General features: G+C 69.1%; 20 protein-coding genes. 14 read left to right on the top strand and 6 right to left on the bottom strand.

Annotation, left to right across the window (positions count from 1 at the left end; translation table 11 throughout):
* Positions 1-133: 133 nt before the first annotated feature.
* From ITJ59_RS10465 to guaB, 3 genes are all read right to left on the bottom strand, one after another.
* Entirely contained in the window at positions 134-517 is a 384-nt protein-coding gene (locus tag ITJ59_RS10465; RefSeq protein ID WP_194651058.1) for a VOC family protein, read from the bottom strand.
* A gap of 195 nt (positions 518-712) precedes the next feature.
* The gene (locus ITJ59_RS10460) at positions 713-1,597 is read right to left on the bottom strand and encodes a hypothetical protein (protein ID WP_194651057.1); all 885 of its coding nucleotides are present in this window, start codon (positions 1,595-1,597) and stop codon (positions 713-715) included.
* Between the two features lie 205 nt (positions 1,598-1,802).
* On the bottom strand, positions 1,803-3,305 hold the full coding sequence (gene guaB / locus ITJ59_RS10455) for an IMP dehydrogenase (protein ID WP_194651056.1): 1,503 nt from the start codon (positions 3,303-3,305) through the stop codon (positions 1,803-1,805).
* 242 nt (positions 3,306-3,547) lie between these two features.
* Here guaB and ITJ59_RS10450 point away from each other — a divergent pair, with 242 nt between their 5' ends.
* From ITJ59_RS10450 to ITJ59_RS10420, 7 genes are all read left to right on the top strand, one after another.
* Complete coding sequence (locus ITJ59_RS10450) at positions 3,548-4,942, top strand: branched-chain amino acid ABC transporter permease (RefSeq protein WP_323749472.1); 1,395 nt, start codon at positions 3,548-3,550, stop codon at positions 4,940-4,942.
* Between the two features lie 12 nt (positions 4,943-4,954).
* Positions 4,955-5,941 carry a branched-chain amino acid ABC transporter permease gene (locus ITJ59_RS10445; RefSeq protein WP_194651055.1) on the top strand — a complete coding sequence of 329 codons (987 nt, stop codon included), beginning with the start codon at positions 4,955-4,957 and terminating at the stop codon, positions 5,939-5,941.
* Entirely contained in the window at positions 5,934-6,836 is a 903-nt protein-coding gene (locus ITJ59_RS10440) for an ABC transporter ATP-binding protein (RefSeq protein WP_194651054.1), read from the top strand. The genes ITJ59_RS10445 and ITJ59_RS10440 overlap by 8 nt, the downstream gene beginning before the upstream one ends.
* Positions 6,833-7,651 carry an ABC transporter ATP-binding protein gene (locus ITJ59_RS10435; RefSeq protein ID WP_228511365.1) on the top strand — a complete coding sequence of 273 codons (819 nt, stop codon included), beginning with the start codon at positions 6,833-6,835 and terminating at the stop codon, positions 7,649-7,651. The genes ITJ59_RS10440 and ITJ59_RS10435 overlap by 4 nt, the downstream gene beginning before the upstream one ends.
* A 317-nt stretch (positions 7,652-7,968) precedes the next feature.
* Entirely contained in the window at positions 7,969-8,160 is a 192-nt protein-coding gene (locus ITJ59_RS10430; RefSeq protein ID WP_194651053.1) for a hypothetical protein, read from the top strand.
* A 258-nt stretch (positions 8,161-8,418) separates the two neighbouring features.
* Positions 8,419-9,537 (top strand): GuaB3 family IMP dehydrogenase-related protein, encoded by a 1,119-nt coding sequence (locus tag ITJ59_RS10425; protein ID WP_123293181.1) that lies wholly within the window; start codon positions 8,419-8,421, stop codon positions 9,535-9,537.
* A 65-nt stretch (positions 9,538-9,602) separates the two neighbouring features.
* Entirely contained in the window at positions 9,603-11,489 is a 1,887-nt protein-coding gene (locus ITJ59_RS10420) for a glycerol-3-phosphate dehydrogenase/oxidase (protein WP_194651052.1), read from the top strand.
* A 266-nt stretch (positions 11,490-11,755) separates the two neighbouring features.
* Here ITJ59_RS10420 and ITJ59_RS10415 read toward each other — a convergent pair whose 3' ends face one another.
* Positions 11,756-12,259, bottom strand: coding sequence for a hypothetical protein (locus ITJ59_RS10415; RefSeq protein WP_194651051.1), 504 nt, complete (start codon positions 12,257-12,259; stop codon positions 11,756-11,758).
* A 48-nt stretch (positions 12,260-12,307) separates the two neighbouring features.
* On the opposite strand from ITJ59_RS10415, the gene ITJ59_RS10410 reads away from it, so the two are divergent.
* From ITJ59_RS10410 to guaA, 5 genes are read left to right on the top strand one after another with little or no spacing between them, the layout of a single operon-like run.
* A complete protein-coding gene (locus ITJ59_RS10410) occupies positions 12,308-12,865 on the top strand; it encodes a cation:proton antiporter regulatory subunit (RefSeq protein ID WP_228511364.1) in 558 nt (185 codons plus the stop codon).
* A 3-nt stretch (positions 12,866-12,868) separates the two neighbouring features.
* Positions 12,869-14,320 (top strand): cation:proton antiporter, encoded by a 1,452-nt coding sequence (locus ITJ59_RS10405; protein WP_194651050.1) that lies wholly within the window; start codon positions 12,869-12,871, stop codon positions 14,318-14,320.
* A 5-nt stretch (positions 14,321-14,325) separates the two neighbouring features.
* The gene (locus ITJ59_RS10400; protein ID WP_194651049.1) at positions 14,326-15,102 is read left to right on the top strand and encodes an SURF1 family cytochrome oxidase biogenesis protein; all 777 of its coding nucleotides are present in this window, start codon (positions 14,326-14,328) and stop codon (positions 15,100-15,102) included.
* A gap of 10 nt (positions 15,103-15,112) precedes the next feature.
* On the top strand, positions 15,113-15,559 hold the full coding sequence (locus tag ITJ59_RS10395) for a DUF3817 domain-containing protein (RefSeq protein ID WP_194651048.1): 447 nt from the start codon (positions 15,113-15,115) through the stop codon (positions 15,557-15,559).
* Positions 15,556-17,136: a glutamine-hydrolyzing GMP synthase gene (gene guaA / locus ITJ59_RS10390; protein ID WP_194651047.1), complete on the top strand. Its 1,581-nt coding sequence runs from the start codon at positions 15,556-15,558 to the stop codon at positions 17,134-17,136. Before ITJ59_RS10395 ends, guaA begins: the two co-directional genes overlap by 4 nt.
* Positions 17,137-17,440: 304 nt before the next feature.
* On the opposite strand, the gene ITJ59_RS10385 is transcribed toward guaA, so the two are convergent.
* A complete protein-coding gene (locus tag ITJ59_RS10385) occupies positions 17,441-18,304 on the bottom strand; it encodes a Bax inhibitor-1/YccA family protein (protein ID WP_194651046.1) in 864 nt (287 codons plus the stop codon).
* 36 nt (positions 18,305-18,340) lie between these two features.
* Positions 18,341-19,330: a DUF817 domain-containing protein gene (locus ITJ59_RS10380; protein ID WP_194651045.1), complete on the bottom strand. Its 990-nt coding sequence runs from the start codon at positions 19,328-19,330 to the stop codon at positions 18,341-18,343.
* Between the two features lie 106 nt (positions 19,331-19,436).
* On the opposite strand from ITJ59_RS10380, the gene ITJ59_RS10375 reads away from it, so the two are divergent.
* Both ITJ59_RS10375 and ITJ59_RS10370 read left to right on the top strand, forming a co-directional pair.
* Entirely contained in the window at positions 19,437-20,447 is a 1,011-nt protein-coding gene (locus ITJ59_RS10375) for a glycerophosphodiester phosphodiesterase family protein (RefSeq protein WP_194651044.1), read from the top strand.
* A gap of 12 nt (positions 20,448-20,459) precedes the next feature.
* Positions 20,460-22,901: an ATP-dependent helicase gene (locus ITJ59_RS10370; protein ID WP_194651043.1), complete on the top strand. Its 2,442-nt coding sequence runs from the start codon at positions 20,460-20,462 to the stop codon at positions 22,899-22,901.
* Positions 22,902-22,955: the final 54 nt, after the last annotated feature.

Below are 22,955 nucleotides of genomic sequence, written 5' to 3'. Positions count from 1 at the left end.
CCACTGGATGTCGAGAAACGTAGGGTCCCGGTGTTTCGCCCGTGTGACGGGGCGGTACGGAAAGTGTTTCGTTACCGAGCCGTGATCGTTCCTGTGCGGAGGATCAGGGATCGGCGGTCGGTTTGCGTCCGCGTCAGTCGTCGAGTTCAGCCGCGGAACGCAGGACGCAGAACTCGTTGCCCTCCGGGTCGGCGAACACCACCCACCCGCCGTCGTCGCGTCGGAGGTCGGCGAGCTCGGTGGCACCGATGCCCCGCAGGCGCTCGACCTCGGCGTCACGGGTGCGGTCGGTGGGGCGCAGGTCGAAGTGGATCCGATTCTTCACGGACTTCGGCTCGGGCACCTGGATGAACAGCACCTGGTGCGAGCCGTCGGGTGCGGTGATCATGCACTCCTCGTGCCCGGGGGCGTTCGGGTCGTCGGCGATGTCGACGTAGCCGAGGACTTGCTTCCACCACTCCGACAGTGAGTAGGCGTCGTGGCAGTCGATCGTGGTGTGGGAGACGGCGCTGACCATGCCGCGACACTACTGCCGCGCTGCTGCGGAGGGACAAGACGCCGTCATCTTGGCGGTGGTGCGTGGTGGTGGCGGGCAAGACGCCGTCGTGTTCGTCAGACGCCTCCATGCGTGCGAGACGCCCCCGGATTCGGCGGCGTCTCGGGAACTCCGAGGCGTGCAACGGCCACGCCGGCGTCTCATGGCTGCTGCGGATCATCTCCGGCCAGGGACCTGCGCCGCGCGCAGCACCGGGAGGCCAGCAGCCGAGAGCACCGCCGCCAGCGCCCTCGGGTCACGCGCCTCACGCATGGTCCAGCGTGCGAAGCCGTGCACGCCGGGCAACCGTCGGAGCGTGTCCTCCCGGAGCTTCTCGTCCCAGAGCGCACCGGCGTCGTCGTACTTCACGCGGCCGTCGAACTCTCCGATGACGCCGGCGTCCGGCCACCAGAAGTCCGTGCGGAACCGCCCGTTCGGCGTGCTGAACTCGTGCTGCAGTTCAGGTGCGGGGAGCCCGAGTCCGTGGGCGGTGACCCGGCTGACGGACTCACCCGGTGACTCCGATCTCGGGTCGGCGAACGCGATCGCAGCAGCGGCCTGCCGGTGGCCGCGGACCCGTCCGAGCTGCTCGAGCGCCGTGAACAGCGCGTCTCGTTCGATCATCCTCGCTCGGAGCACGTGGTCGAGGACGACGACCGCGTGGGTGAACGACTGCCGTCGGGCGAGGTCGAGCACCGTGCGTCCGAGTGCGACGGTCGGGATCCCGTCGACGAGCACGACCTCGTCCGGAGTGATCCTGCCGGGGTGGCGGACGACACCGCGACCGGAGTGCGTCTTGCCGAGGCGGACGTCGAGGACGTGCAGACGCCAGTCGGTCGGGTCGAAGTCGGGAAGCCCCCAGAGCGCGGCGGCGGAGACCCCGGAGACCACGCACTCGGAGCGGAGCGAACCGTAGCGGGCGCGGACGAAGAGGCGCCGACGCTCCAGAGCCGACAGGGCGTCCCACTCCGGGCGCTCGACCGCCGCGCCGTGGAACAGGCGCACCGGGTCATCGAGCAGCGACGGCACACGGACGAGGACGGTCTGCGCGGTGGAACTCATGGTCGCAGCATGGAACGCGGCCACTCGGCGAGGTGACGCGCGAGCCGGACCGGTGGAGGGCCTCCCGGTCAGGGCGTGCTGTGGAGGAGAGGCAAGACGCCGTCGTCAGCGCACCACGCCCCGCAAACGACGAGACGCCGCCGAATTCGGCGGCGTCTCGAAGACACGACGGCGTCTGGAGGACCGAAGCCCGCCAGACCCCGGCTCAGCTGCGGTAGTTCGGCGCCTCGACGACCATCTGGACGTCGTGCGGGTGCGACTCCTTGAGCCCAGCGGCCGTGATGCGGACGAACTTGCCGCGGGCCTTGAGCTCGGGGATCGTGCGGCCGCCCACGTAGAACATCGACTGCCGGAGCCCACCGGTGAGCTGGTAGACGACGTTGCCGACCGAGCCGCGGTAGGGCACCTGGCCCTCGATGCCCTCGGGGATCAGCTTGTCGTCGTTGGGGACGTCAGCCTGGAAGTAGCGGTCCTTCGAGTACGAGGTCTTCTTGCCGCGGGTCTGCAGTGCGCCCAGGGAGCCCATCCCGCGGTACGCCTTGAACTGCTTGCCGCCGACGAAGACCAGGTCGCCGGGGGACTCGTCCGTGCCGGCGAGCAGGGAGCCGAGCATGACGGTGTCGGCACCGGCCACCAGGGCCTTGGCGATGTCGCCCGAGTACTGCAGACCGCCGTCGGCGATGATCGGCACGCCGGCCTCGCGTGCGGCGAGGGACGCCTCGTACACGGCGGTGACCTGCGGCACACCGACGCCGGCGACGACGCGGGTGGTGCAGATCGAACCCGGGCCGACGCCCACCTTGACGGCGTCGACACCGGCGTCGATGAGCGCCTGCGCACCGGCACGCGTCGCGACGTTGCCGCCGATGACGTCGATGTCCGCGAAGGACGGGTCGGCCTTGAGGCGGCGGACCATGTCGAGCACGCCTTCGCTCTCGCCGTTGGCGGTGTCGACCACGAGCACGTCGACGCCCGCGTCACGCAGGGCCTCGGCACGCTGCCAGGCGTCGCCGAAGAAGCCGATCGCGGCACCGACGCGCAGCCGGCCCTCGTCGTCCTTGGTGGCGTCCGGGTACTGCTCGCTCTTGTCGAAGTCCTTGACGGTGATGAGGCCGCGGAGCTTGCCGTCGGCGTCCACCAGCGGCAGCTTCTCGATCTTGTGCTGCGCGAAGATCGCGATGGCTTCTTCGGGGTCGATGCCCTCCATCGCGGTGATCAGCGGCGCCTTGGTCATGACGTCGCGGACGTACGTCGTCGACTGCTCGAACGTGGCCACGAACCGCATGTCGCGGTTGGTGATGATGCCGACGAGGGTGCCGTCCGCCTCGACCACGGGCAGGCCGGAGACGCGGAACTGGCCGCAGATCGCGTCGACCTCGGCCACGGTGGCGTCCGGGGTGGTGGTCACCGGGTTGGTGATCATGCCCGACTCGGAGCGCTTGACCTTGTCGACGTAGGCGGCCTGGTCCTCGATGGACAGGTTGCGGTGCAGGATCCCGATGCCGCCCTGACGCGCCATGGCGATGGCCATGCGGGCTTCGGTGACGGTGTCCATCGCTGCGGAGAGCAGCGGGACGTTGACGGAGATCCGCCTGGTGAGCCGGGACGCGGTGGACGCCTCGCTCGGGATGACGTCGGTGTGCCCGGGCAGGAGCATGACGTCGTCGTACGTGAGTCCGATGAATCCGAACGGATCCGGCTGGTCCATGGGTCCCCTTCGTGGGCGAGTGAAGTGGTCGAGACACCGAGAACGCAACGGCGGGTTCCGGATAGGACATGGTAACGCGCGTGGGCCGCCCCGCTATTCCGCGTTCCGCCTGGGAGAACGGATCGGGTCCCTCCTCCACAGAGGTCACGGTTGCGCGACGACTCACAGCGGGAACGAGTTGGAAACACGGGTGTCACACAATCCCCATAGCGTCACTCGACATCCGAACGAGAGGCTCTTCCGTGGGATCCATCACTCCTCCGGGACGGGCGCAGCCGCGCCTGTTCCGCCTCCGCCAGGCCCGGCGACGACCGGTCCTGGCGGCCGTGCTCGTCGCCGCGTTCCTGGCGACCTTCCTGATCGACTGGGCCGTCACCCTGCCGGCCTTCAGCGCCACCTCGGCGCCGGCGACCAGCCAGGCCTGCACCGTCAGCCCGACGAACGGGTGCATCCAGGGCACGATCACCGACTCCGAGCGGAAGCCCGCCCAAGACGTCGACGTCGACGTCGCGGGCCCCGGCGGCTTCGCCGAGACCGCCACGACGAACGCCGACGGCCGCTGGTCCGTCCGTGTCGACGAGGCCGGTGCCTACACCGTGAGCGTCGACCAGGACACCCTGCCGAAGGGCCAGTACCTGACGAACGCGGCGGACGCGGAGCGCAAGGTCCAGGCAACCCTGAACGCGAACGTCGGGCAGATCTTCCAGCTGTCCGACCAGAAGGGCGCGACGACCTCGACCGACTCGTCGAGCGTCAGCCCGCAGCGGGCCTGGCAGCAGTTCGCATCGGGCATCCGCCTCGGTCTGCTCATCGCGCTGGCGTCGATCGGCCTCTCGCTCATCTACGGCACGACGGGGCTGTCGAGCTTCTCGCACGGCGAGCAGGTCACCCTCGGCGGGCTGCTGGCGTACGTGTTCGCGAACCAGCTCGGGTGGAACATCTGGGTGACCGGCATCGTCGTCACGCTCTTGTGCGCAGCGACCGGGTACCTGCAGGACGCCGGGATCTGGCGGCCACTCCGACGGAAGCGGATCAGCCTCACGCAGCTCATGATCGTGACGATCGGCCTGTCGATCGCCGCCCAGTACGCGTTCCAGTACTTCTTCGGTGCCGCGACCGTCCGTATCCAGCAGGGCAACCCGGAGACGGTCCGGTTCGCCGGGGTCACGCTCACGGTGCAGTCCTACGTGGCGATGGGCATCGCGCTCGTCGTCCTGATCGCGACCGGGCTCTTCCTGGCGAAGACCCGCTTCGGCCGGGCCACCCGCGCGGTGTCGGACAACCCGGCGCTCGCCGCGGCGTCCGGCATCGACGTCGACCGGGTCATCCGCTTCGTGTGGACGCTCGCCGCCGGCCTCGCAGGACTGTCCGGCGTGATGCTCGGTCTGGTGCTGAACGGCGTGAACTGGCAGACCGGCCTGCAGCTCCTCCTGCTGATGTTCGCCTCGGTCACCCTCGGCGGGCTCGGCACGGCCTACGGCGCGCTCGTCGGCTCGATGATCATCGGCGTCGTCGTCGAGCTCACGAACCTCGTGCTCCCCGGTGACTTCAAGTACGCCACCGCCCTCGTCATCCTCATCCTCATCCTGCTGTTCCGGCCGCAGGGCATCTTCGGCCGCGCCGAGCGGATCGGCTAAGGGAGCACGCGCATGGACTACATCCTCAACCTGCTGTCCTCGCTCACCCAGGAGGCACTCGCCCCGACCACGGCGGCGTTCGCCCTGGCGGCCATCGGACTCAACGTGCACTTCGGTCTGACCGGGCTCGTGAACATGGGCCAGGCGGCGTTCCTGCTGCTCGGTGCCTACGGCTTCGCGATCTCGATCACCAACGGGTTGCCGTTCGTGATGGCGGTGCTCGTCGCCCTGCTCGTCTCGATCGTGTTCGCGATCATCCTCGGCGTCCCGACGTTGCGACTGCGCGGTGACTACCTGGCGATCGTGACGATCTCCGGAGCCGAGATCATCCGCATGGTCGGCCGCTCGAGTCTGCTGACCACGACGACCGGTGGCTCGAACGGCATCACCGGGTCGAGCTACCGCGACCCGTTCACCGCCCTGAGTCCGCTGCCGGACGGCACCACGACGATCCTCTGGTTCACCTACGCGAACAACGGCGTCAACGGCTGGTGGATCCGCATCGCGGCCTGGGCCCTCGTCGCGCTGTTCACCGTCGTGCTCTTCCTGCTCACGCGCAGTCCCTGGGGCCGTGTCCTCAAGGCGATCCGCGAGGACGAGGACGCCGTCCGCTCCCTCGGCAAGAACGTCTACTCGTACAAGATGCAGGCGCTCGTGTTCGGTGGTGCGCTCGGTGCGCTCGCCGGGATCATCTACGTGCTGCCGAGTTCCGTCCAACCGGATGCCATGGGCCGCTCGATGACGTTCTTCATCTGGACGGCGCTCATCCTCGGTGGTGCCGCGACGGTGTTCGGTCCGGTGCTCGGCGCCGTGCTCTTCTTCGTCGTCCGGCTCTTCATCCGCACCCTGGCCGGCGACTTCATCCCAGACTCGATCATGAACCAGCAGCAGGCCGAGCAGTTCTCGTACGTGCTCGTCGGCGTCGCGCTCATGCTCCTGATCGTGTTCCGACCACAGGGCCTGCTCGGCAACAAGAAGGAGCTGACGTTCAGTGTCTGAGACCTACGGCTACACCAAGGCCGACCCGATCCTCACGGTCGACGGCGTCACCCGGCACTTCGGCGGCATGACCGCTGTGGACGTCGACCACCTCGAGGTCCAGCGCGGCTCCATCACGGCCCTGATCGGACCCAACGGAGCCGGCAAGACGACGTTCTTCAACCTGCTGACCGGCTTCGACAAGCCCAGCGCCGGCGCAAAGACCCAGTTCAACGGCGCCACCCTGCAGAAGACGAGCGCGACCCACATCGCCAACCGGGGCATGGTCCGCACCTTCCAGCTGACGAAGGCGCTGTCGCGGCTCACCGTCATGCAGAACATGCTGCTCGGCGCCCGCGACCAGCCCGGTGAGAACTTCTTCGCCGCGCTCATCAAGCCGGTGTGGGTGAAGCGCGAGCGCGAGATCACCGCCAAGGCCGAGGACCTGCTCGCGCGCTTCAAGCTCGACGACAAGGCGGACGACTACGCCGGATCGCTGTCGGGCGGCCAGCGGAAGCTCCTCGAGATGGCCAGGGCGCTGATGTCCGACCCGACGATGATCATGCTCGACGAGCCGATGGCCGGCGTGAACCCCGCGCTGACCCAGTCGCTGCTCGGGCACATCCAGTCCCTGCGCGACGACGGCATGACCGTGTTGTTCGTGGAGCACGACATGCACATGGTCCGGCACATCTCGGACTGGGTGGTCGTGATGGCCGAGGGCAAGGTCGTCGCCGAGGGCCCGGCCGACACCGTGATGGACGACCAGGCGGTCATCGACGCGTACCTGGGTGCGCACCACGACACCGACCTGGGCGACGACTCGCTCCTCACCGAGGAGACCTTCGAGGAACTGGCCGAGGAAGTCGCGGAAGAAGACGCGGCGGATGCAGCAGCAGAGGAGAAGACCCGATGACGGACGCAGGCGACCCCATCAACGCGAGCAGTGCCTCCAGTCCGGAAGCGCCGAAGGCGGGCACCGCCACGCTGGAACGCGAGCCGGTGCTGAGCGCGAAGAACCTCGTCGCCGGGTACCTGCCGGGGGTGAACATCCTGAACGGCTGCGACCTGGACTGCTACCCCGGCGAGCTGATCGGCATCATCGGCCCGAACGGTGCGGGCAAGTCCACGCTCCTGAAGGCCCTGTTCGGTCTCGTGTCCATCCGCGAGGGCAGTGTGACCCTGCAGGGCGAGGACATCACGAACCTCAAGGCGAACAAGCTCGTGCAGGCCGGCGTCGGCTTCGTCCCGCAGACGAACAACGTGTTCCCGTCGCTGTCCATCGAGGAGAACCTGCAGATGGGGCTGTACCTGCGGCCCCGGAAGTTCGCCGAGCGCCTCGAGGTCATCTACGACCTGTTCCCGGTGCTCGCGCAGCGGCGCGGACAGCGGGCCGGATCGCTGTCCGGCGGTGAGCGGCAGTCGGTGGCGATGGCCCGTGCGCTGATGATGGACCCGAAGGTGCTGCTGCTCGACGAGCCGAGCGCCGGACTGTCGCCGGTGCGCCAGGACGAGACGTTCCTGCGGACCCGCCGGATCAACAAGGCCGGTGTGTCGATCGTCATGGTGGAGCAGAACGCGCGACGCTGTCTGCAGATCTGCGATCGTGGGTACGTGCTCGACCAGGGGAGGAACGCGTACTCGGGCACGGGGAAGGAACTCGCGGACGACCCGAAGGTCATCGAGCTGTACCTCGGGACGCTCGCCAAGGACGTCGACGCGGGGCGCTAGCGCACCGTGTCGACTGCGGGTACCGCTGTGGGGGTGGTATCCGCGACGGGTGGGGCCGTGCGTGGTCGCTTCGCGCCGCACGGCCCCGCTCCTGCACGTGGTGGTGAGGGGCTGGCGCGCGGCGGGTCGACGGGTCGCAAGACGCCGTCGTCTTCCGTCGACGCCTCACTGCCGTCGAGACGCCTCCGAAACCGGCGGCGTTTTGCGGGCGTGGCGGCGTCCTGCGCAGACGACGGCGTCTTCCGACGTGCCTCCGGTCGCGTTGTGCCCGGACGGGAGGCCCGCCCCGCGTCCGCCGGGTCGGTATCGTTCCGCAGGTGCGGAGACTGTCAGCGGGCGCGATGGACGCCCTGGTGTGGGTGGTCTTCATCGCGCTGTTCGTCGGTGCGGCGCTGCTCGTGAAGGTCGCGGCTGCGCTGCTCGTCGTGCTCGTGGTGCTCGCGCTCCTGCTCGGCCTCGTGCTGCGGGTGCTCCGCAAGCGCCGCCGGACCCCGCGCCGCCCGCGTTGATCGCGCGCTGACGCCCGAGTGGTGCGAGGTTCTGGTCGTCGTGCGACCCTCGCGATCTCGCACGGAAGACGGAACCTCGCACCATGCGCTGCACACCTCGCACGGTGCGAGGCCGCCAGCCGCCAGCCGCCGCCCGCACCCGCACCCGTGCCCGCCGCCCGCACCCGCACCCGTGCCCGCACCCGTGCCCGTGCCCGCGCCCGCGCCCGCACCGTCCGGTCCGTGCACGCCCCCGGACCCGCCCGGTAGGCTTGCCGGGTGAGTGAAGTCGAGATCGGTGCAGGCAAGCGCGGACGTCGGGCGTACGCGTTCGACGACATCGCGGTGGTCCCCTCCAGGCGGACGCGTGACCCGCGCGACGTCAGCGTGCAGTGGTCGATCGACGCGTTCACCTTCGCGTCGCCGATCCTCTCCGCGCCGATGGACTCGGTGTCCTCGCCGGCCACGGTCATCCAGATGGGCAAGCTCGGCATCCTGGGCGTCCTCGACCTCGAGGGGCTCTGGACCCGGTACGAGGACCCGACTCCCTACTACGACGAGATCAAGTCGCTCACCGACGGCAACGTCACGAAGCGCATGCAGGAGATCTACTCCGAGCCGATCAAGCCGGAGCTGATCACCGCGCGCCTGGCCGAGATCCGCGCCGCCGGGGTGCCGGTCGCCGGCTCGCTCAGCCCGCAGCGCACGCAGGAGTTCTCGAAGACGGTCGTCGACGCCGGTGTCGACCTGTTCGTCATCCGTGGCACGACGGTCTCGGCTGAGCACGTGTCGCAGAACGAAGAGCCCCTCAACCTCAAGAAGTTCATCTACGAGCTCGACGTCCCGGTGATCGTGGGCGGGGCCTCGACCTACACGTCGGCGCTGCACCTGATGCGCACCGGTGCCGCCGGTGTCCTCGTCGGCTTCGGTGGCGGTGCTGCGTCGACGACACGTGCCGCACTCGGCATCCACGCGCCGATGGCCACCGCGGTCGCCGACGTCGCCGGTGCCCGCCGTGACTACCTCGACGAGTCGGGTGGACGCTACGTGCACGTCATCGCCGACGGCGGTCTCGACACCGCCGGCGACGTCGTCAAGGCGATCGCGGTCGGTGCCGACGCCGTCATGCTCGGTACCGCGCTCGCCCGTGCGACCGAGGCGCCCGGTGGTGGGTTCCACTGGGGTGCCGAGGCGCACCACCCGGAGCTGCCTCGCGGCCGACGGGTCGAGGTGGGCACGATCGCCCCGCTCGAGAACGTGCTGAACGGCCCGACGCCGACGTTCGACGGCCGCGCCAACCTCGTCGGTGCGCTGCGGCGCTCGATGGCGACGACCGGGTACTCCGACGTCAAGGAGTTCCAGCGAGTAGAAGTGGTCGTGGCGCCGTACCACCAGTGATCCTGGTGGCATCCGCGCACCGACGCGGATGACGCTTCGGCGCCGACCGTGACCCGGAGGCGACGATGGCGAAGTCCAGCACCACGAAGCAGACCAGTTCGGCCGGACGTCCTGGCGACGTCGTGCCGGGAGCGGGGTTCGACCCCGCGGCCAAGCTCGGCCCCGACGAACGCGCGGCGGCGATCGAGACCCTGAAGACGAAGGAACTCGACGTCCTCGTCGTGGGCGGCGGCATCGTCGGTGGGGGCAGTGCGCTCGACGCCGTCACCCGAGGACTGACCGTCGGCATCGTCGAGGCTCGCGACTGGGGTTCCGGCACGTCGAGCCGTTCGTCGAAGCTCGTCCACGGTGGCATCCGCTACCTCGAGCAGCTGAACTTCGGGCTCGTGCGCGAGGCGCTCATCGAGCGTGGTCTGCTGCTGCAGCGGATCGCCCCGCACCTGGTGAAGCCGGTGCGCTTCCTCTACCCGCTCAACCACCGCGTGTGGGAGCGGTTCTACATCGGCATCGGCATGGCGATGTACGACGCGTTCAGCTGGTCCGGCGGGCGCCCGCCCGGGGTCCCGCACCACCGGCACCTCAGCCGCACGCAGGTGCTCCGCTCGATGCCGTCGCTCAAGAAGGACGCCTTCGTCGGCGGCATGACCTACTACGACGCGCAGGTCGACGACGCCCGCTACGTCTCCTCGCTCGTGCGCACGGCGGTGTCGTACGGTGCCCACGCAGCGAGCCGGGTCCGGATCGAGGGCTTCATCAAGGTCGGGGAGCGCGTGGTCGGCGCCCAGGCCCACGACATCCAGACCGGTGAGCGGTTCGAGATCCGCGCGAAGCAGGTCGTGAACGCCACGGGTGTCTGGACGGACGACACCCAGGCGATGATCGGCACCCGCGGGCAGTTCAAGGTGCGGGCGTCGAAGGGTGTGCACCTCGTCATCCCGCGCGACCGCTTCCAGTCGAACATGGGCATGATCCTGCGCACCGAGAAGAGCGTGCTGTTCGTGATCCCGTGGGGCCGGCACTGGCTCGTCGGCACGACCGACACCGACTGGTACCTCGACAAGGCGCACCCGGCGGCGACCGCGGCGGACATCGACTACATCCTCGAGCACGTCAACAAGGTGCTCCGCGTCCCGCTCACCCGTGAGGACGTCGAGGGCGTCTACGCCGGCCTCCGCCCGTTGCTGGCGGGTGAGTCCGACCAGACCTCGAAGCTCAGCCGTGAGCACGTCGTCGCCCACACCGTGCCCGGGCTCGTGGTCGTCGCCGGCGGCAAGTGGACGACCTACCGCGTGATGGGCAAGGACGCGATCGACGAGGCGGTGGCGGCGATGGACGGGAAGATCCCGGCGTCGACGACCGAGGACATCCCGCTGCTCGGGGCCGAGGGCTACCCGGCAGCGTGGAACCGTCGCGCGCGGACCGCCCGCAGCTTCAACGTGCACAAGGTCCGCATCGAGCACCTCCTGAACCGCTACGGCACCCTGGCGACCGAAGTGTTGCAGCTGGTGGAGCAGGACCCCACACTCGCCGAGCCGCTGCCCGGAGCCGACGACTACATCGCCGCCGAGGTCGTGTACGCGGCCTCGCACGAGGGCGCCCTGCACCTGGAGGACGTCCTCGCCCGCCGAACCCGCATCTCGATCGAGGCCTGGGACCGCGGTGAGTCGGCGGCTCCGGTCGCGGCGAAGCTCATGGCGGACGTGCTCGGCTGGGACCAGGAGACCACCGAGCACGAGGTGTCGAACTACCTCAAGCGTGTGTCCGCGGAACGCGAGTCGCAGCTGCAGCCCGACGACGAGAGCGCGGATCGCGTGCGGCTCGAGGCACCGGACATCGCGTTCGGCTTCGACGAGGACGACGTCGTCGTGGGCGGTGGCCGCAGCAGCGGTGCCGAGGGCGCGAAGGCGTCGGACGAGCAGGTCGTGGGCGAGAAGACGAGCGAGCCGGAGTAACGAGGCAGCAGACGCCGTCGTGTCCCCGAGACGCCGGCGTCTGCGGGTTCTACGAGACGCCGTCGTGTTGCCGAGACGCCGCGTGGTCAGCGAGACGCCGCCGAATTCGGCGGCGTCTCGCGGTGGACGGGGCGTCTCGGCGAGACGCCGGCGTCTTGCGGAGCCGACCCGCGCCTCCAGACAGACAGACAGACAGACAGACAGGCAGACAGGCAGACAGACAGGCCGACAGCAGACGGGCGGACGGGAGGCCCGGGGTGCGTCCGTCAGGCGGCGCGCGCCCGCAGGGCGGCGCGGCGCACGTGCACCGCCTGACCGACGACGAGCACGAACGGCAGCGCGACCAGCGCGACCGCACTCGTGACGTACAGCACGCCGGCCCAGATGGTGTGGTCGCCGCCGCCGACCCCGTAGGCGTCAGCGACGTCCATGCCGAGCGCGAACCCGCTCCAGAACGACGACGGCGCACCGAACGCCACGACGGCGAGCAGCACCGTTGCCATCACGTGTGCGGTGGCGCGGGTGATCAGCAGCAGCACGGAGAGTCCGGCGGCGAGCAGCACACCGACTGCGGCGACCACGATGACGATCACCGTGTCGGTCCGCACCGAGAAGCCCTGCCGGGTGAGCTCGGCGTGGATCTGCGCGAGCGACTGCCCGGGCACCGCTCCGAGCGGGTCGAGCACGAGCGCGTTCACTGCGAGCAACGTTGCGTACAGCGCGACGACCAGCGTCCCGACGACCCCGACGACGATCCGAGTGTTCCCCATCCACAGAACTGTACTGACCGGAATGCGTGGGGCCCTCCGGTGGTTAGCATGGACGTACTCGAAAAGGGAGCCATCATGGTCGACGTCCATCGCGTCAAACTCCCCGGAGTCGGCGTGTTGCACACCTTCTACACCGACGACGGTGGCAAGTGCGGGGTCATCACGCACCGGTCGGGCCACTCCGACCTCATCTCGTTCGCCGACGTCTCCGACGGCGCGGACAAGTCCGAGAAGGTCTCGCTGCGCCTCAGCGAGGACGAAGCCCGCACGCTCGCCGAACTCCTGGGCGGCACCCGGATCACCGAGGGCCTCGACAAGCTCGACGAGATCCCCGGGCTGTCCATCGACTGGTTCTCGGTCGACTACGATGACGCGATCGCCGGCAAGCCCCTCGGCGACCTGCACGACTCGGGCTTCATCGGCCTGACCGTGGTCGCCGTGGTCCGTGGCGACAGCGCCAACCCGGCACCCTCGTCGGACTTCGTCGTCTTCCCCGGTGACACCATCGTCGTCGCCGGTTCCCCCGAGAAGGTCGCCAAGGCCTTCTCCTTCTACCGCAGCGGAGAGCTTGCGGCCGCATCGGCCGAGGCCCCGCGGAAGAGCTAGCGCATGCACCTGGGCGGTGAACTGCTCACCATCGGGGTGCTCTTCGTCATCGCCTACGTCCTCGGGCGGCTCGGCAAGACCATCGGTCTGCCGGCGATCCCGATCTACATGATCGTCGGGCTCATCGCGAGCCCGCACACCCCGTGGATCGGCCTCAACGTCGAGTCGCACACGATCGAGCTCATCGCGACCTTCGGGCTCATCCTGCTGCTGTTCAACCTCGGCTTGGAGTTCGACCAAGAGGAGTTCTACGGCAACGCCGGAAAACTCCTGGTGTCGGGGGGCACCTACGTCGTCATCAACATGGGTGTCGGGTTCGCCTTCGGGTTCTCGCTCGGCTGGGGCACCCGAGAAGCCCTGATCATCGCCGGCATGACGGCCACGTCGTCGAGCGCGATCGTCACGAAGCTCCTCATCGAGCTGCGACGACTCGCGAACGACGAGACACCGATGATCCTGGGCGTCACGGTCATCGAGGACGTCTTCATCGCCATCTACCTGGCGATCGTCTCGGTCGTGCTGTCCGGCGACACGAACGCCTGGGCCGTCGTCGGCAAGCTCGCGCTCGCGTTCGGCTTCCTCATCGTGATGTTCACGCTCGCCCGGTTCGCCGGCAAGTGGGTCTCGAAGATCTTCGCGACGCGTGACGACGAGCTGTTCACGGTGCTGTTCTTCGGACTCGCCGTCATGTTCGGCGGCATCGGCGACCTGCTCGGCGTGACCGACGCCATCGGCGCCTTCGTCATCGGTCTGCTCTGTGGCGCCACCCGGTACCGCGACCGCATCGAGCAGCTCGCCCTGCCGATGCGCGACGTCTTCGCCGCGTTCTTCTTCGTGAACTTCGGGCTCGGCCTCGACCTGTCGACCTTCGGCGAGGTGCTCTGGCCGGTCCTCGCTGCGATCGGCATGACGGTCGTGCTCAACGCCGTCGCCGGGCAGATCGTCGCGCGCATGAACGGCTTCAACGTCCAGCAGGGGATCAACACCGCCGTGATCCTGGTGAACCGTGGCGAGTTCGCCCTGATCCTCGCGACGCTGTCGGCTGCCGCCGGACTGGAGGCGCGGATCACCGCGTTCGCGGGCCTCTACGTCCTCGTCATGGCCATCCTCGGGCCGCTGCTCGCGGTGAACTCGGAGCGGATCGGCCGCCTCGTGGTGCGCCCCGCCCGCCTCGCCCGCCTGCGCGGGCGGCTCGGCGGCCGCCGTGCGGTCGCCGCGGCTGCCGCCGCCGAGGCAGCGGAGGCCGAAGAAGCCGAAGCAGCGTCCACCGCCGCGGTCCGTCGTGCCGAGCGGGACCGCCAGTTCGCGGAGGAGTTCGCGCTCGTGGAGGCCGCTGGCAGGGACGAGCAGGAGAATGGGACACCGGAGGCGACCGACGAACCCGTCACGTCGCCGGTCGAGATCCCCACCGAGCGCCCCGAACGCCCGGTCCGACAGCGCGATCCGGAGTACTGATACAGATGTGGGCCGTTGCCCGACGACCGAGGTGGATCGCGCTGCTGTTGCTGGCGCTCGTGCTTGCGGCGGTGTTCGCGGGGCTGGGCAAGTGGCAGCTCGAGCGGAGCATCGCCAACGGCAAACCGCTGCCGGCGACCACCGAGACCCGCAAGACGCTCCAGGCGATCACCGCCCCCGAAGAGCCGGCGAGCGAGACCATCGCCGGCCAGAAGGTCACCGTCACCGGCACGTTCGTCGCCGGCGACACCACGATCCTGACCGGCCGCACCGGTGGTGGGACGTACCAGACCGTGGGTCACCTGGTGGACTCGGATGGTGGGGCGAGCCTCCCGGTCGTCATCGGATGGTCCGACCAACGGTCGGCCGCCGTCGCCGGTGGTGACCACCTGGCGGACGGGCAGACGCTCACGGTGCAGGGCCGGTACTACCCGGCCGAGTCGCCCGACCAGGACACCTACAAGCAGGCGGAGTACTCCGCAGTGGCGCCCGCCCGCTTCGTGAACACGTGGAAGGCCTTCGACGACCGGATGTACCTCGGGTACGTCGTCGCCGACGGGGCCACCGCGCAGGCAGCCGACCTCGGCACCATCGCCGACCGCGCGCCGTCTCGTGACGTCCAGTTCGACTGGCTGAACCTGTTCTACGCGATCGAGTGGGTCGTCTTCGCCGGGTTCGCCGTGTTCCTCTGGTACCGGTTCGTGAAGGACGCCTGGGAGCGCGAGCAAGAGGACGAGCGCGACGCCGCTCTCGCCGCCGAAGCCGCTGCGCTCCGACGGTAGGATGGCCGATATGGCTCTGACCGTCCGAACCCGCGACATCCCGAAGATCCCGGGTGCGGTGAAGTGGTACCGCGTCTCCGCGTACATCACCGGTGTGCTGCTGCTGGCCCTCGTGATCGAGGTCATCATCAAGTACACGCCGCTCCAGCTCGAGATGCAGCTCGGCAACGGCCCGTTCTTCGTGCCGAACGGCACGGCCGGCGAAGCACCCGGCACGTTCAACCTGTCGATCGCGATCCTCATCGCGCACGGCTGGCTGTACGTCCTCTACCTCTTCACGGACTTCCGTCTGTGGAGCATCATGCGCTGGAGGCCCTCCCGCTTCCTGCTCATCGCCCTCGGTGGCATCATCCCGTTCATGTCCTTCGTGGTCGAACACCGCATGCAGCAGAAGGCCATGGACACCTACCACGAGCTGATCGCTGCCCAGCAGCGTGAGAAGGAGGCCGCTCGGTGAGCGAGACCGAACAGCGTCCCGTCCTCGTCGTCGACTTCGGGGCCCAGTACGCGCAGCTCATCGCGCGTCGGGTCCGTGAAGCGAACGTCTACAGCGAGATCGTCCCGCACTCCATCACGGCGGACGAGGTCCGCGCGAAGGACCCCGCAGCCATCGTGCTGTCCGGCGGTCCGTCGTCCGTGTACGAAGAGGGTGCGCCGTCGCTCGACGGCGACATCCTCGACCTCGGCGTCCCCGTGCTCGGTATCTGCTACGGCTTCCAGGCCATGGCGACCGCCCTCGGTGGCGAGGTCGCGAACACCGGCCTGCGCGAGTACGGCGCGACGTCCGTCGACGTCAGCGGGACCGACAGTGTCCTGCTCGGGGGCCAGCCCGGGTCCCAGGTCACGTGGATGTCGCACGGCGACTCCGTGGCGAAGGCACCCGAGGGCTTCGAGGTCCTCGCATCGAGTGCCTCGACCCCCGTTGCGGCGTTCGCGTCCGACGAGCGCAAGCTCTACGGCGTGCAGTGGCACCCCGAGGTGAAGCACTCCGAGCACGGCCAGGCCGTCCTCGAGAACTTCCTGCACCGCGCAGCCGGCCTGCCCGGCGACTGGAACTCGAGCAACGTCATCGACGAGCAGGTCGCCCGGATCCAGGCCCAGGTCGGGTCGAACCGCGTCATCGCCGGGCTGTCCGGCGGTGTCGACTCCGCCGTCGCCGCAGCCATCGTGCACAAGGCCGTCGGCGATCAGCTCACCTGCGTCTTCGTCGACCACGGACTCCTGCGCGCCGACGAGCGCAAGCAGGTGGAAGAGGACTACGTCGCCTCCACTGGTGTCCGACTCATCACGATCGACGCCGAGCAGCAGTTCCTCGACGCCCTCGCCGGGGTGAGCGACCCCGAGCAGAAGCGCAAGATCATCGGACGCGAGTTCATCCGCACGTTCGAGGCCGCGGCAGAGGCACTCGTGCTCGAGGCCCGCGGGGACGGTGACGCCGGCGAGGTCAAGTTCCTCGTGCAGGGCACCCTCTACCCCGACGTCGTCGAGTCCGGCGGCGGAGCAGGCACCGCGAACATCAAGTCGCACCACAACGTCGGCGGCCTACCCGAGGACATGACCTTCGAACTCGTCGAGCCGCTCCGTGCGCTCTTCAAGGACGAGGTCCGTGCCGTCGGCCGCGAGCTCGGTCTGCCCGAGGTCATCGTCGGCCGCCAGCCGTTCCCCGGACCGGGGCTCGGCATCCGCATCGTGGGTTCGGTCGACAAGCAGCGGCTGGAGCTCCTCCGTGCCGCCGACAAGATCGCGCGCGAGGAACTCACCGCAGCGGGCCTCGACGGGGAGATCTGGCAGTGCCCGGTCGTCCTGCTCGCCGACGTCCGCTCCGTGGGCGTCCAGGGTGACGGCCGCACGTACGGGCACCCGATCGTGCTCCGTCCGGTCTCGTCCGAGGACGCCATGACCGCCGACTGGACGCGCCTGCCGTACGACGTGCTCGCGAAGATCTCGAACCGCATCACGAACGAGGTGCCCGACGTCAACCGGGTCGTGCTCGACGTCACGTCGAAGCCGCCAGGGACGATCGAGTGGGAGTGACGCTCCCCTGAACGCCCGGAGGCCCGGTACGCACTGCGTGCCGGGCCTCCGCGCGTCCGTGGGCGGGCGTGCGTGCGTCGGGTGAGTGGGTGCGTTCCCGAGGTTCCGAAATCTCGGCATCTCGCGCCGCTGCCGGGGCACCCGTGGAACCTCGGCGCCGCACCGGCGGCGTGTTGTGGAACCTCGGCGCCGCAGGGACGGCGAGGCAAGACGAGGACAGCGCAAAGCCGGGTCAGGACATCCCCGCTCTCGGGAACTACGAAGGGCCCCGGCAGCGCCGGGGCCCTTCGTGTGTGCGGTGGTGCTAGTTGCGGGAGCTGCTCGCGATGATCGCGAGGATGCGCAGGATCTCGAGGTACAGCCAGACGAGCGTGACGATGAGGCCGAACGCTGCGGTCCACGCGTAGATGCGGGGTGCGCCGCGCTGAACACCGGTCTTGATCTGGTCGAAGTCGAGGATCAGCGAGTAGGCGGCCATGACGACCACGAAGATCCCGATGAGTACACCGAGCGGGATGCCGAACAGCGTCACGCCCATGAGCCCGAACGCCGATTGCGTGACGCCGGTCCACATCAGGACGAGGTTCACGAGCGAGAACGCCATGTACCCGACGATCGCGATGAGGAAGAAGCGGGTGGCCTTCGGCGTCGCACGGACCTTGCCCGACATGAACAGCAACAGCGTCACCGCGAACACGCCGAGGGTCCCGAACACCGCCTGCGGGACGATGCCGTCGAACGCGCTGTTGTAGAACCCGGAGATACCACCGACGAACAGGCCCTCGAAGAACGCGTACGCCAGCACGAGCGCGGGCGACGGCTTCTTCTTGAACGTGTTGACGAGCGCCAGGACGAACCCGACGATCGCACCGACGATCCAGACGATCGGGGGCAGGTTCCAGCCGGCCACCGCGCCGACGAGCAGCACGCCGAAGGCGAGCAGCGTCTTGACGATGGTGTCTTCGTACGACATGCGGTCCGTGTCGACCGTGGAGGCCGCCGGACGGTCGTACATGTGCTGCAGCTGGTCGGGGGTCATCCCGCCCTGAGCCTGCTGCGGGGTCTGTCCCCAGCCGGCCTGCTGCTGACCAGCGCCGCGCCCGCCCCAGGTGTTGGCTCCCTGGGCGTTGAAGGCGGGGGACTGGTCGAAACCGGGCTTGAAGGCCATGGTGTCCTCTTCCTAGGAGATACGAGTTCTCTCAGCCTAGGTGCGCTCGGTCGCGGAAGGCTGAGGATTCGCGGCGAGCGGACGCGGGCCCGGAGGCCCTGACGACGGCAGCCTATGGGCGCCCGCTGCGCGCGGGCCTCGAAGTCGTCGAGAGTCCGCCGTCGAACGCGCCGAGCCCGACGGCAGCGCCGGGTACAGCCAGGTCACGAGCGCCACCGAGATCGTCAGGAGCAGGAACCAGGCGACGATCTTCGTCGGGGCCACCGGCTGCCACACGGCGAGCTGCGCGGGGTACCTCCACGCCCCGGCCCAGGTCGCGACGTTCTCGGCGAACCAGATGAACACAGCGACGAGTCCCATCGCCACGAGCACCGGCATGCGCATGGTCGCCCGGTGGATCCGGACGTGCATGCTCGTGCGGGCGAAGAGCAGCACGACGAGCGCGAGCAGGACCCAGCGGGCGTCGGGCAGGAAGTGGTGGCCGAAGAAGTTCAGGTACACGCCTGCGGCGACGACGGCGAGCAGCCACTGCCGCGGGTACCGGTCGAACCGCAGGTCGAACAGGCGGTACACGCGGACCATGTACGACCCGACTGCGCCGTACATGAAGCCGGAGAACAGCGGGACCCCGGCGACGACGAGCACTCCGCCGGGTTCGTAGGACCACGAGCCCATGTGCGTCTTGAAGACCTCCATGGCGGTGCCCACGACGTGGAAGAGCAGGACGACCCGGAGCTCCCGGATGGTCTCGAGCCCGAACACGAGCATGCCGAGCTGCAGCAGCACCGCGACGACGGTCAGCACGTCGTTCCGGAACGCCGCCGGCACGGTGCCGTGCGCCACGGCCATCGAGCCGAGAAGCAGTGCCCCGAACGCGCACGCCCATGCCTGCTTCGCGCCGAACACCAGGAACTCGGTGACGAACAGCCGGACGGGTCGGTGTGGCTGGTGTCCGGCGTCGAGCAGTCGGCGGGCGGCGCGGTCGATCCTCGCCTCGACGGCGGTGGAGAGCGAGCGGACGGTCATGCGGCGATGCTCTGCGGCGATGCTGGGAACGATCGTCCCCGGGGGCACGCGTGTGTCCCACGACACAGGTCGGTCCGCGGTCACCCCAGGCAAGTAGGGTCGCGCCATGACCCTCGTGATCGCCCACCGCGGTGCGTCCGGCTACCGCCCCGAGCACTCGCGGAGCGCGTACGAACTCGCGATCGAGCTCGGTGCCGACGCGATCGAGCCCGACCTGGTGCCCACGAAGGACGGCGTGCTCGTGCTTCGCCACGAGAACGAGGTCTCCGGCACCACGGACGTCGCGGACCACCCGGAGTTCCGGCACCTGCGCACGACGAAGACCGTCGACGGCCAGACCCTGACCGGCTGGTTCACCGAGGACTTCACGTGGGCCGAGCTGCAGACGCTCCGCACCCGGGAGCGCCTGCCCGCGCTGCGCCCCGGTTCGGCCGAGCACGACGGCGAGGAACCGATCCTGCGTTTCGAGGACCTGCTCGCGATCCTCGACGCCGCTCCCCGGCCGGTCGGGCTCGTGGCCGAGGTCAAGCACGCCGCGTACTTCGACCGTGCGGGGTTCCCGATGGACGATCTCGTCGACCGCGCGCTCGGTGACGCCGGGTGGCGGAGCGACGAGCGGCTCACGATCGAGAGCTTCGAGAAGGGCGTGCTCCGCAGCCTGCGCGAGCGTCGCACGGGTGGTCGGCTGGTGTACCTCCAGGAGGCCCGTGGCAGCGCCGCCGACGAGGTCGCGTCCCACGGCTCGCTCGCGCCCACCTACGCCGCAGAGCGCTCCGAGGACGCGCTCGCGTCGTTCGGGACGGAGTTCCACGGCATCAGCGTCGACCTCGGCACGCTGATGGCCGGGGTGGACAGCGTCGCGCTCGAGGACCCGACGCCGGTCCGGAGCGCGATCGTCGACCGTGCGCACGACGCCGGGCTCGCCGTCTACACGTGGACGCTCCGGCCGGAGAACCGGTTCCTGCCCGGGCCGCTGCGGCGGGGTGGGGACGTCGCGGCCTTCGGCGACTGGGAGCGCTGGTACACCTCGGTGATCCGGACGGGCCTCGACGGGGTGTTCGCGGACCACACGGACCTGGCGGTCCTCGCCCGGTCGGCTGTCGGGGGTCCCGCTTAGACTGTCCCGAACATGACGATCGTGCTCGACCCCTTCGAATCGACGCCCGAGCCGGGCGCCGGTGCCCGTGCGTACGAAGACCCGTTCACCGCGGGTCTGAACCCCCAGCAGAAGGAAGCCGTCGAGTACCGCGGCGAATCCCTGCTGATCGTGGCCGGCGCCGGATCCGGCAAGACGAGTGTCCTCACGCGCCGCATCGCGCTGCTGCTCGCCAACCGTGAAGCCTGGCCGTCGCAGATCCTCGCGATCACGTTCACGAACAAGGCCGCGGCGGAGATGCGCGAGCGCGTCCGTGCCCTGGTCGGTGGCGAGTCCGACGGCATGTGGATCTCGACGTTCCACTCGGCGTGCGTGCGGATCCTCCGTCGAGAAGCCGAGCGGTTCGGGTTCCCGCAGTCGTTCACGATCTACGACTCGGCCGACTCCAAGGCACTGCTGAAGCGGATCATCAAGCAGCTCGACGCGGACTCGCTCGGGCTGACCGTGGGTGCCGCGGCGTCGAAGATCTCGAAGCTCAAGAACGAGCTGCAGGACGTCGACTCGTACGCGCGCAACATCAACGTGAACGACCCGCAAGAGGTCATGTTCACCGAGGTCTTCCGGCAGTACACGAACGAGCTCCGCCGGGCGAACGCCTTCGACTTCGACGACCTCATCGGCCAGACGGTGTTCCTGTTCCGGGCCTTCCCCGAGGTCGCTGCGCTCTACCAGCGGCGCTTCCGGTTCATCCTGGTCGACGAGTACCAGGACACGAACCACGCGCAGTACTCCCTGATCCGCGAGCTCACCCGCCCGGTGCCGGTGGAGCAGGTCGACAAGCTCGAGGACTCCGGCCAGCACGTCGCCCGCATGCGCGAGCGCGACGGCTCGATCGCCGGTGCGTCCCTGACCGTGGTCGGTGACTCGGACCAGTCGATCTACGCGTTCCGCGGGGCCGACATCCGCAACATCGTCGAGTTCGAGCGCGACTTCCCGAACTCCAAGGTCATCCTGCTCGAGCAGAACTACCGCTCGACGCAGACCATCCTCGACGCCGCCAACGCCGTCATCGCGAACAACTTCGACCGTCAGGCGAAGAACCTGTTCACCGACGTCGGTGCGGGCGAGAAGATCGTCGGCTTCACCGGGTACACCGGCCACGACGAGGCCCAGTTCGTCGCCGACGAGATCCAGCGGCTGCGCGAGGACGGCATGGACTACCGCGACATGGCGGTGTTCTACCGGACGAACTCGCAGACCCGTGCGCTGGAGGAGATCTTCATCCGCGCCGCGATCCCGTACCGGGTGCTCGGCGGCACGAAGTTCTACGAGCGCGCCGAGATCAAGGACGCCATGGCGTACCTGATCACCGTGGCGAACCCGGCCGACCCGATGGCCCTCCGTCGCGTGCTCAACGTGCCGAAGCGCGGGATCGGCTCGGTCACCGAGACGACCCTGCAGCGCTATGCCGACGAGCACGAGACGACGATGCGCGACGCCCTGCGGCACGCGGGTGAGCTCGGCTTCGGGCCGAAGGTGCGGAACGCCATCACCGAGTTCGCGGCCTTGCTCGACTCGGTGTCCGAGAAGGCCCCCACGCAGCCGGTCGTCGACACCCTGACGCAGCTGCTCGACGGCTCCCACCTGCTCGACAACCTGCGGAAGTCCCCGGACGCCCAGGACGCCGCTCGGGCCGACAACATCGATGAGCTCGTGGCGGTGACGCGTGAGTTCCAGAAGAACAACCCCGAGGGGACGCTGACCGACTTCCTGACCGAGGTCTCGCTGGTCGCCGCGGCGGACGAGCTCGACGACTCGTCGGGCACGGTGTCGCTCATGACGTTGCACACGGCCAAGGGCCTGGAGTACGAGGCCGTGTTCCTGACCGGTGTCGAGGAAGACCTGCTGCCGCACCGGATGTCCGCGAACGAACCGGGCGGCCCCTCAGAGGAGCGCCGCCTGTTCTACGTGGGCATCACCCGTGCGAAGAAGGTGCTGTTCCTGTCGCTCGCGATGACCCGCGCCCAGTTCGGTGACGTCAACGTGGCGATGCCGTCGCGCTTCCTGCAGGAGATCCCCGAGGGACTCATCGAGTGGAAGCAGTCCCCGGGCATGGCGAACAGCCGTGGTGGCACACAGCCCCGCGCGCTCAACGCCAAGCGCGAGGGCGGCATCGGCAGCGGCGGTGGTGGCTACCGCGGCGATGGCGGCTGGGGCGGCGGTTCGTACGACCGTGCGGCCGCCGCGTCGAAGACCCGCCCGAAGACCGAGTGGGCGAACCGGGTGTCCGGTCAGGTCCGCGACAACGGCGACATGGAACTCGTCGCCGGCGACCGCATCAAGCACGTCGACTTCGGTGAGGGCACGGTGTCCGCGGTGACCGGCCAGGGCGCGAAGCGCATCGCGGAGATCGCGTTCGACTCCGCCGGTCGCAAGAAGCTGCTCATCAAGATCGCCCCGATCGAGAAGCTGTAGGAGCCTTCACCGGTCCCCACCGGAACTGGCAGGTTCACCGAGCCCGGCGTTCAC

The organism is Curtobacterium sp. VKM Ac-1393 (genome assembly GCF_015350995.1).
Taxonomy (GTDB): Bacteria; Actinomycetota; Actinomycetes; order Actinomycetales; family Microbacteriaceae; genus Curtobacterium.
The sequence above is the reverse complement of the archived record's forward strand: the minus strand, read 5'-3'. Positions and strand labels throughout refer to the sequence as shown.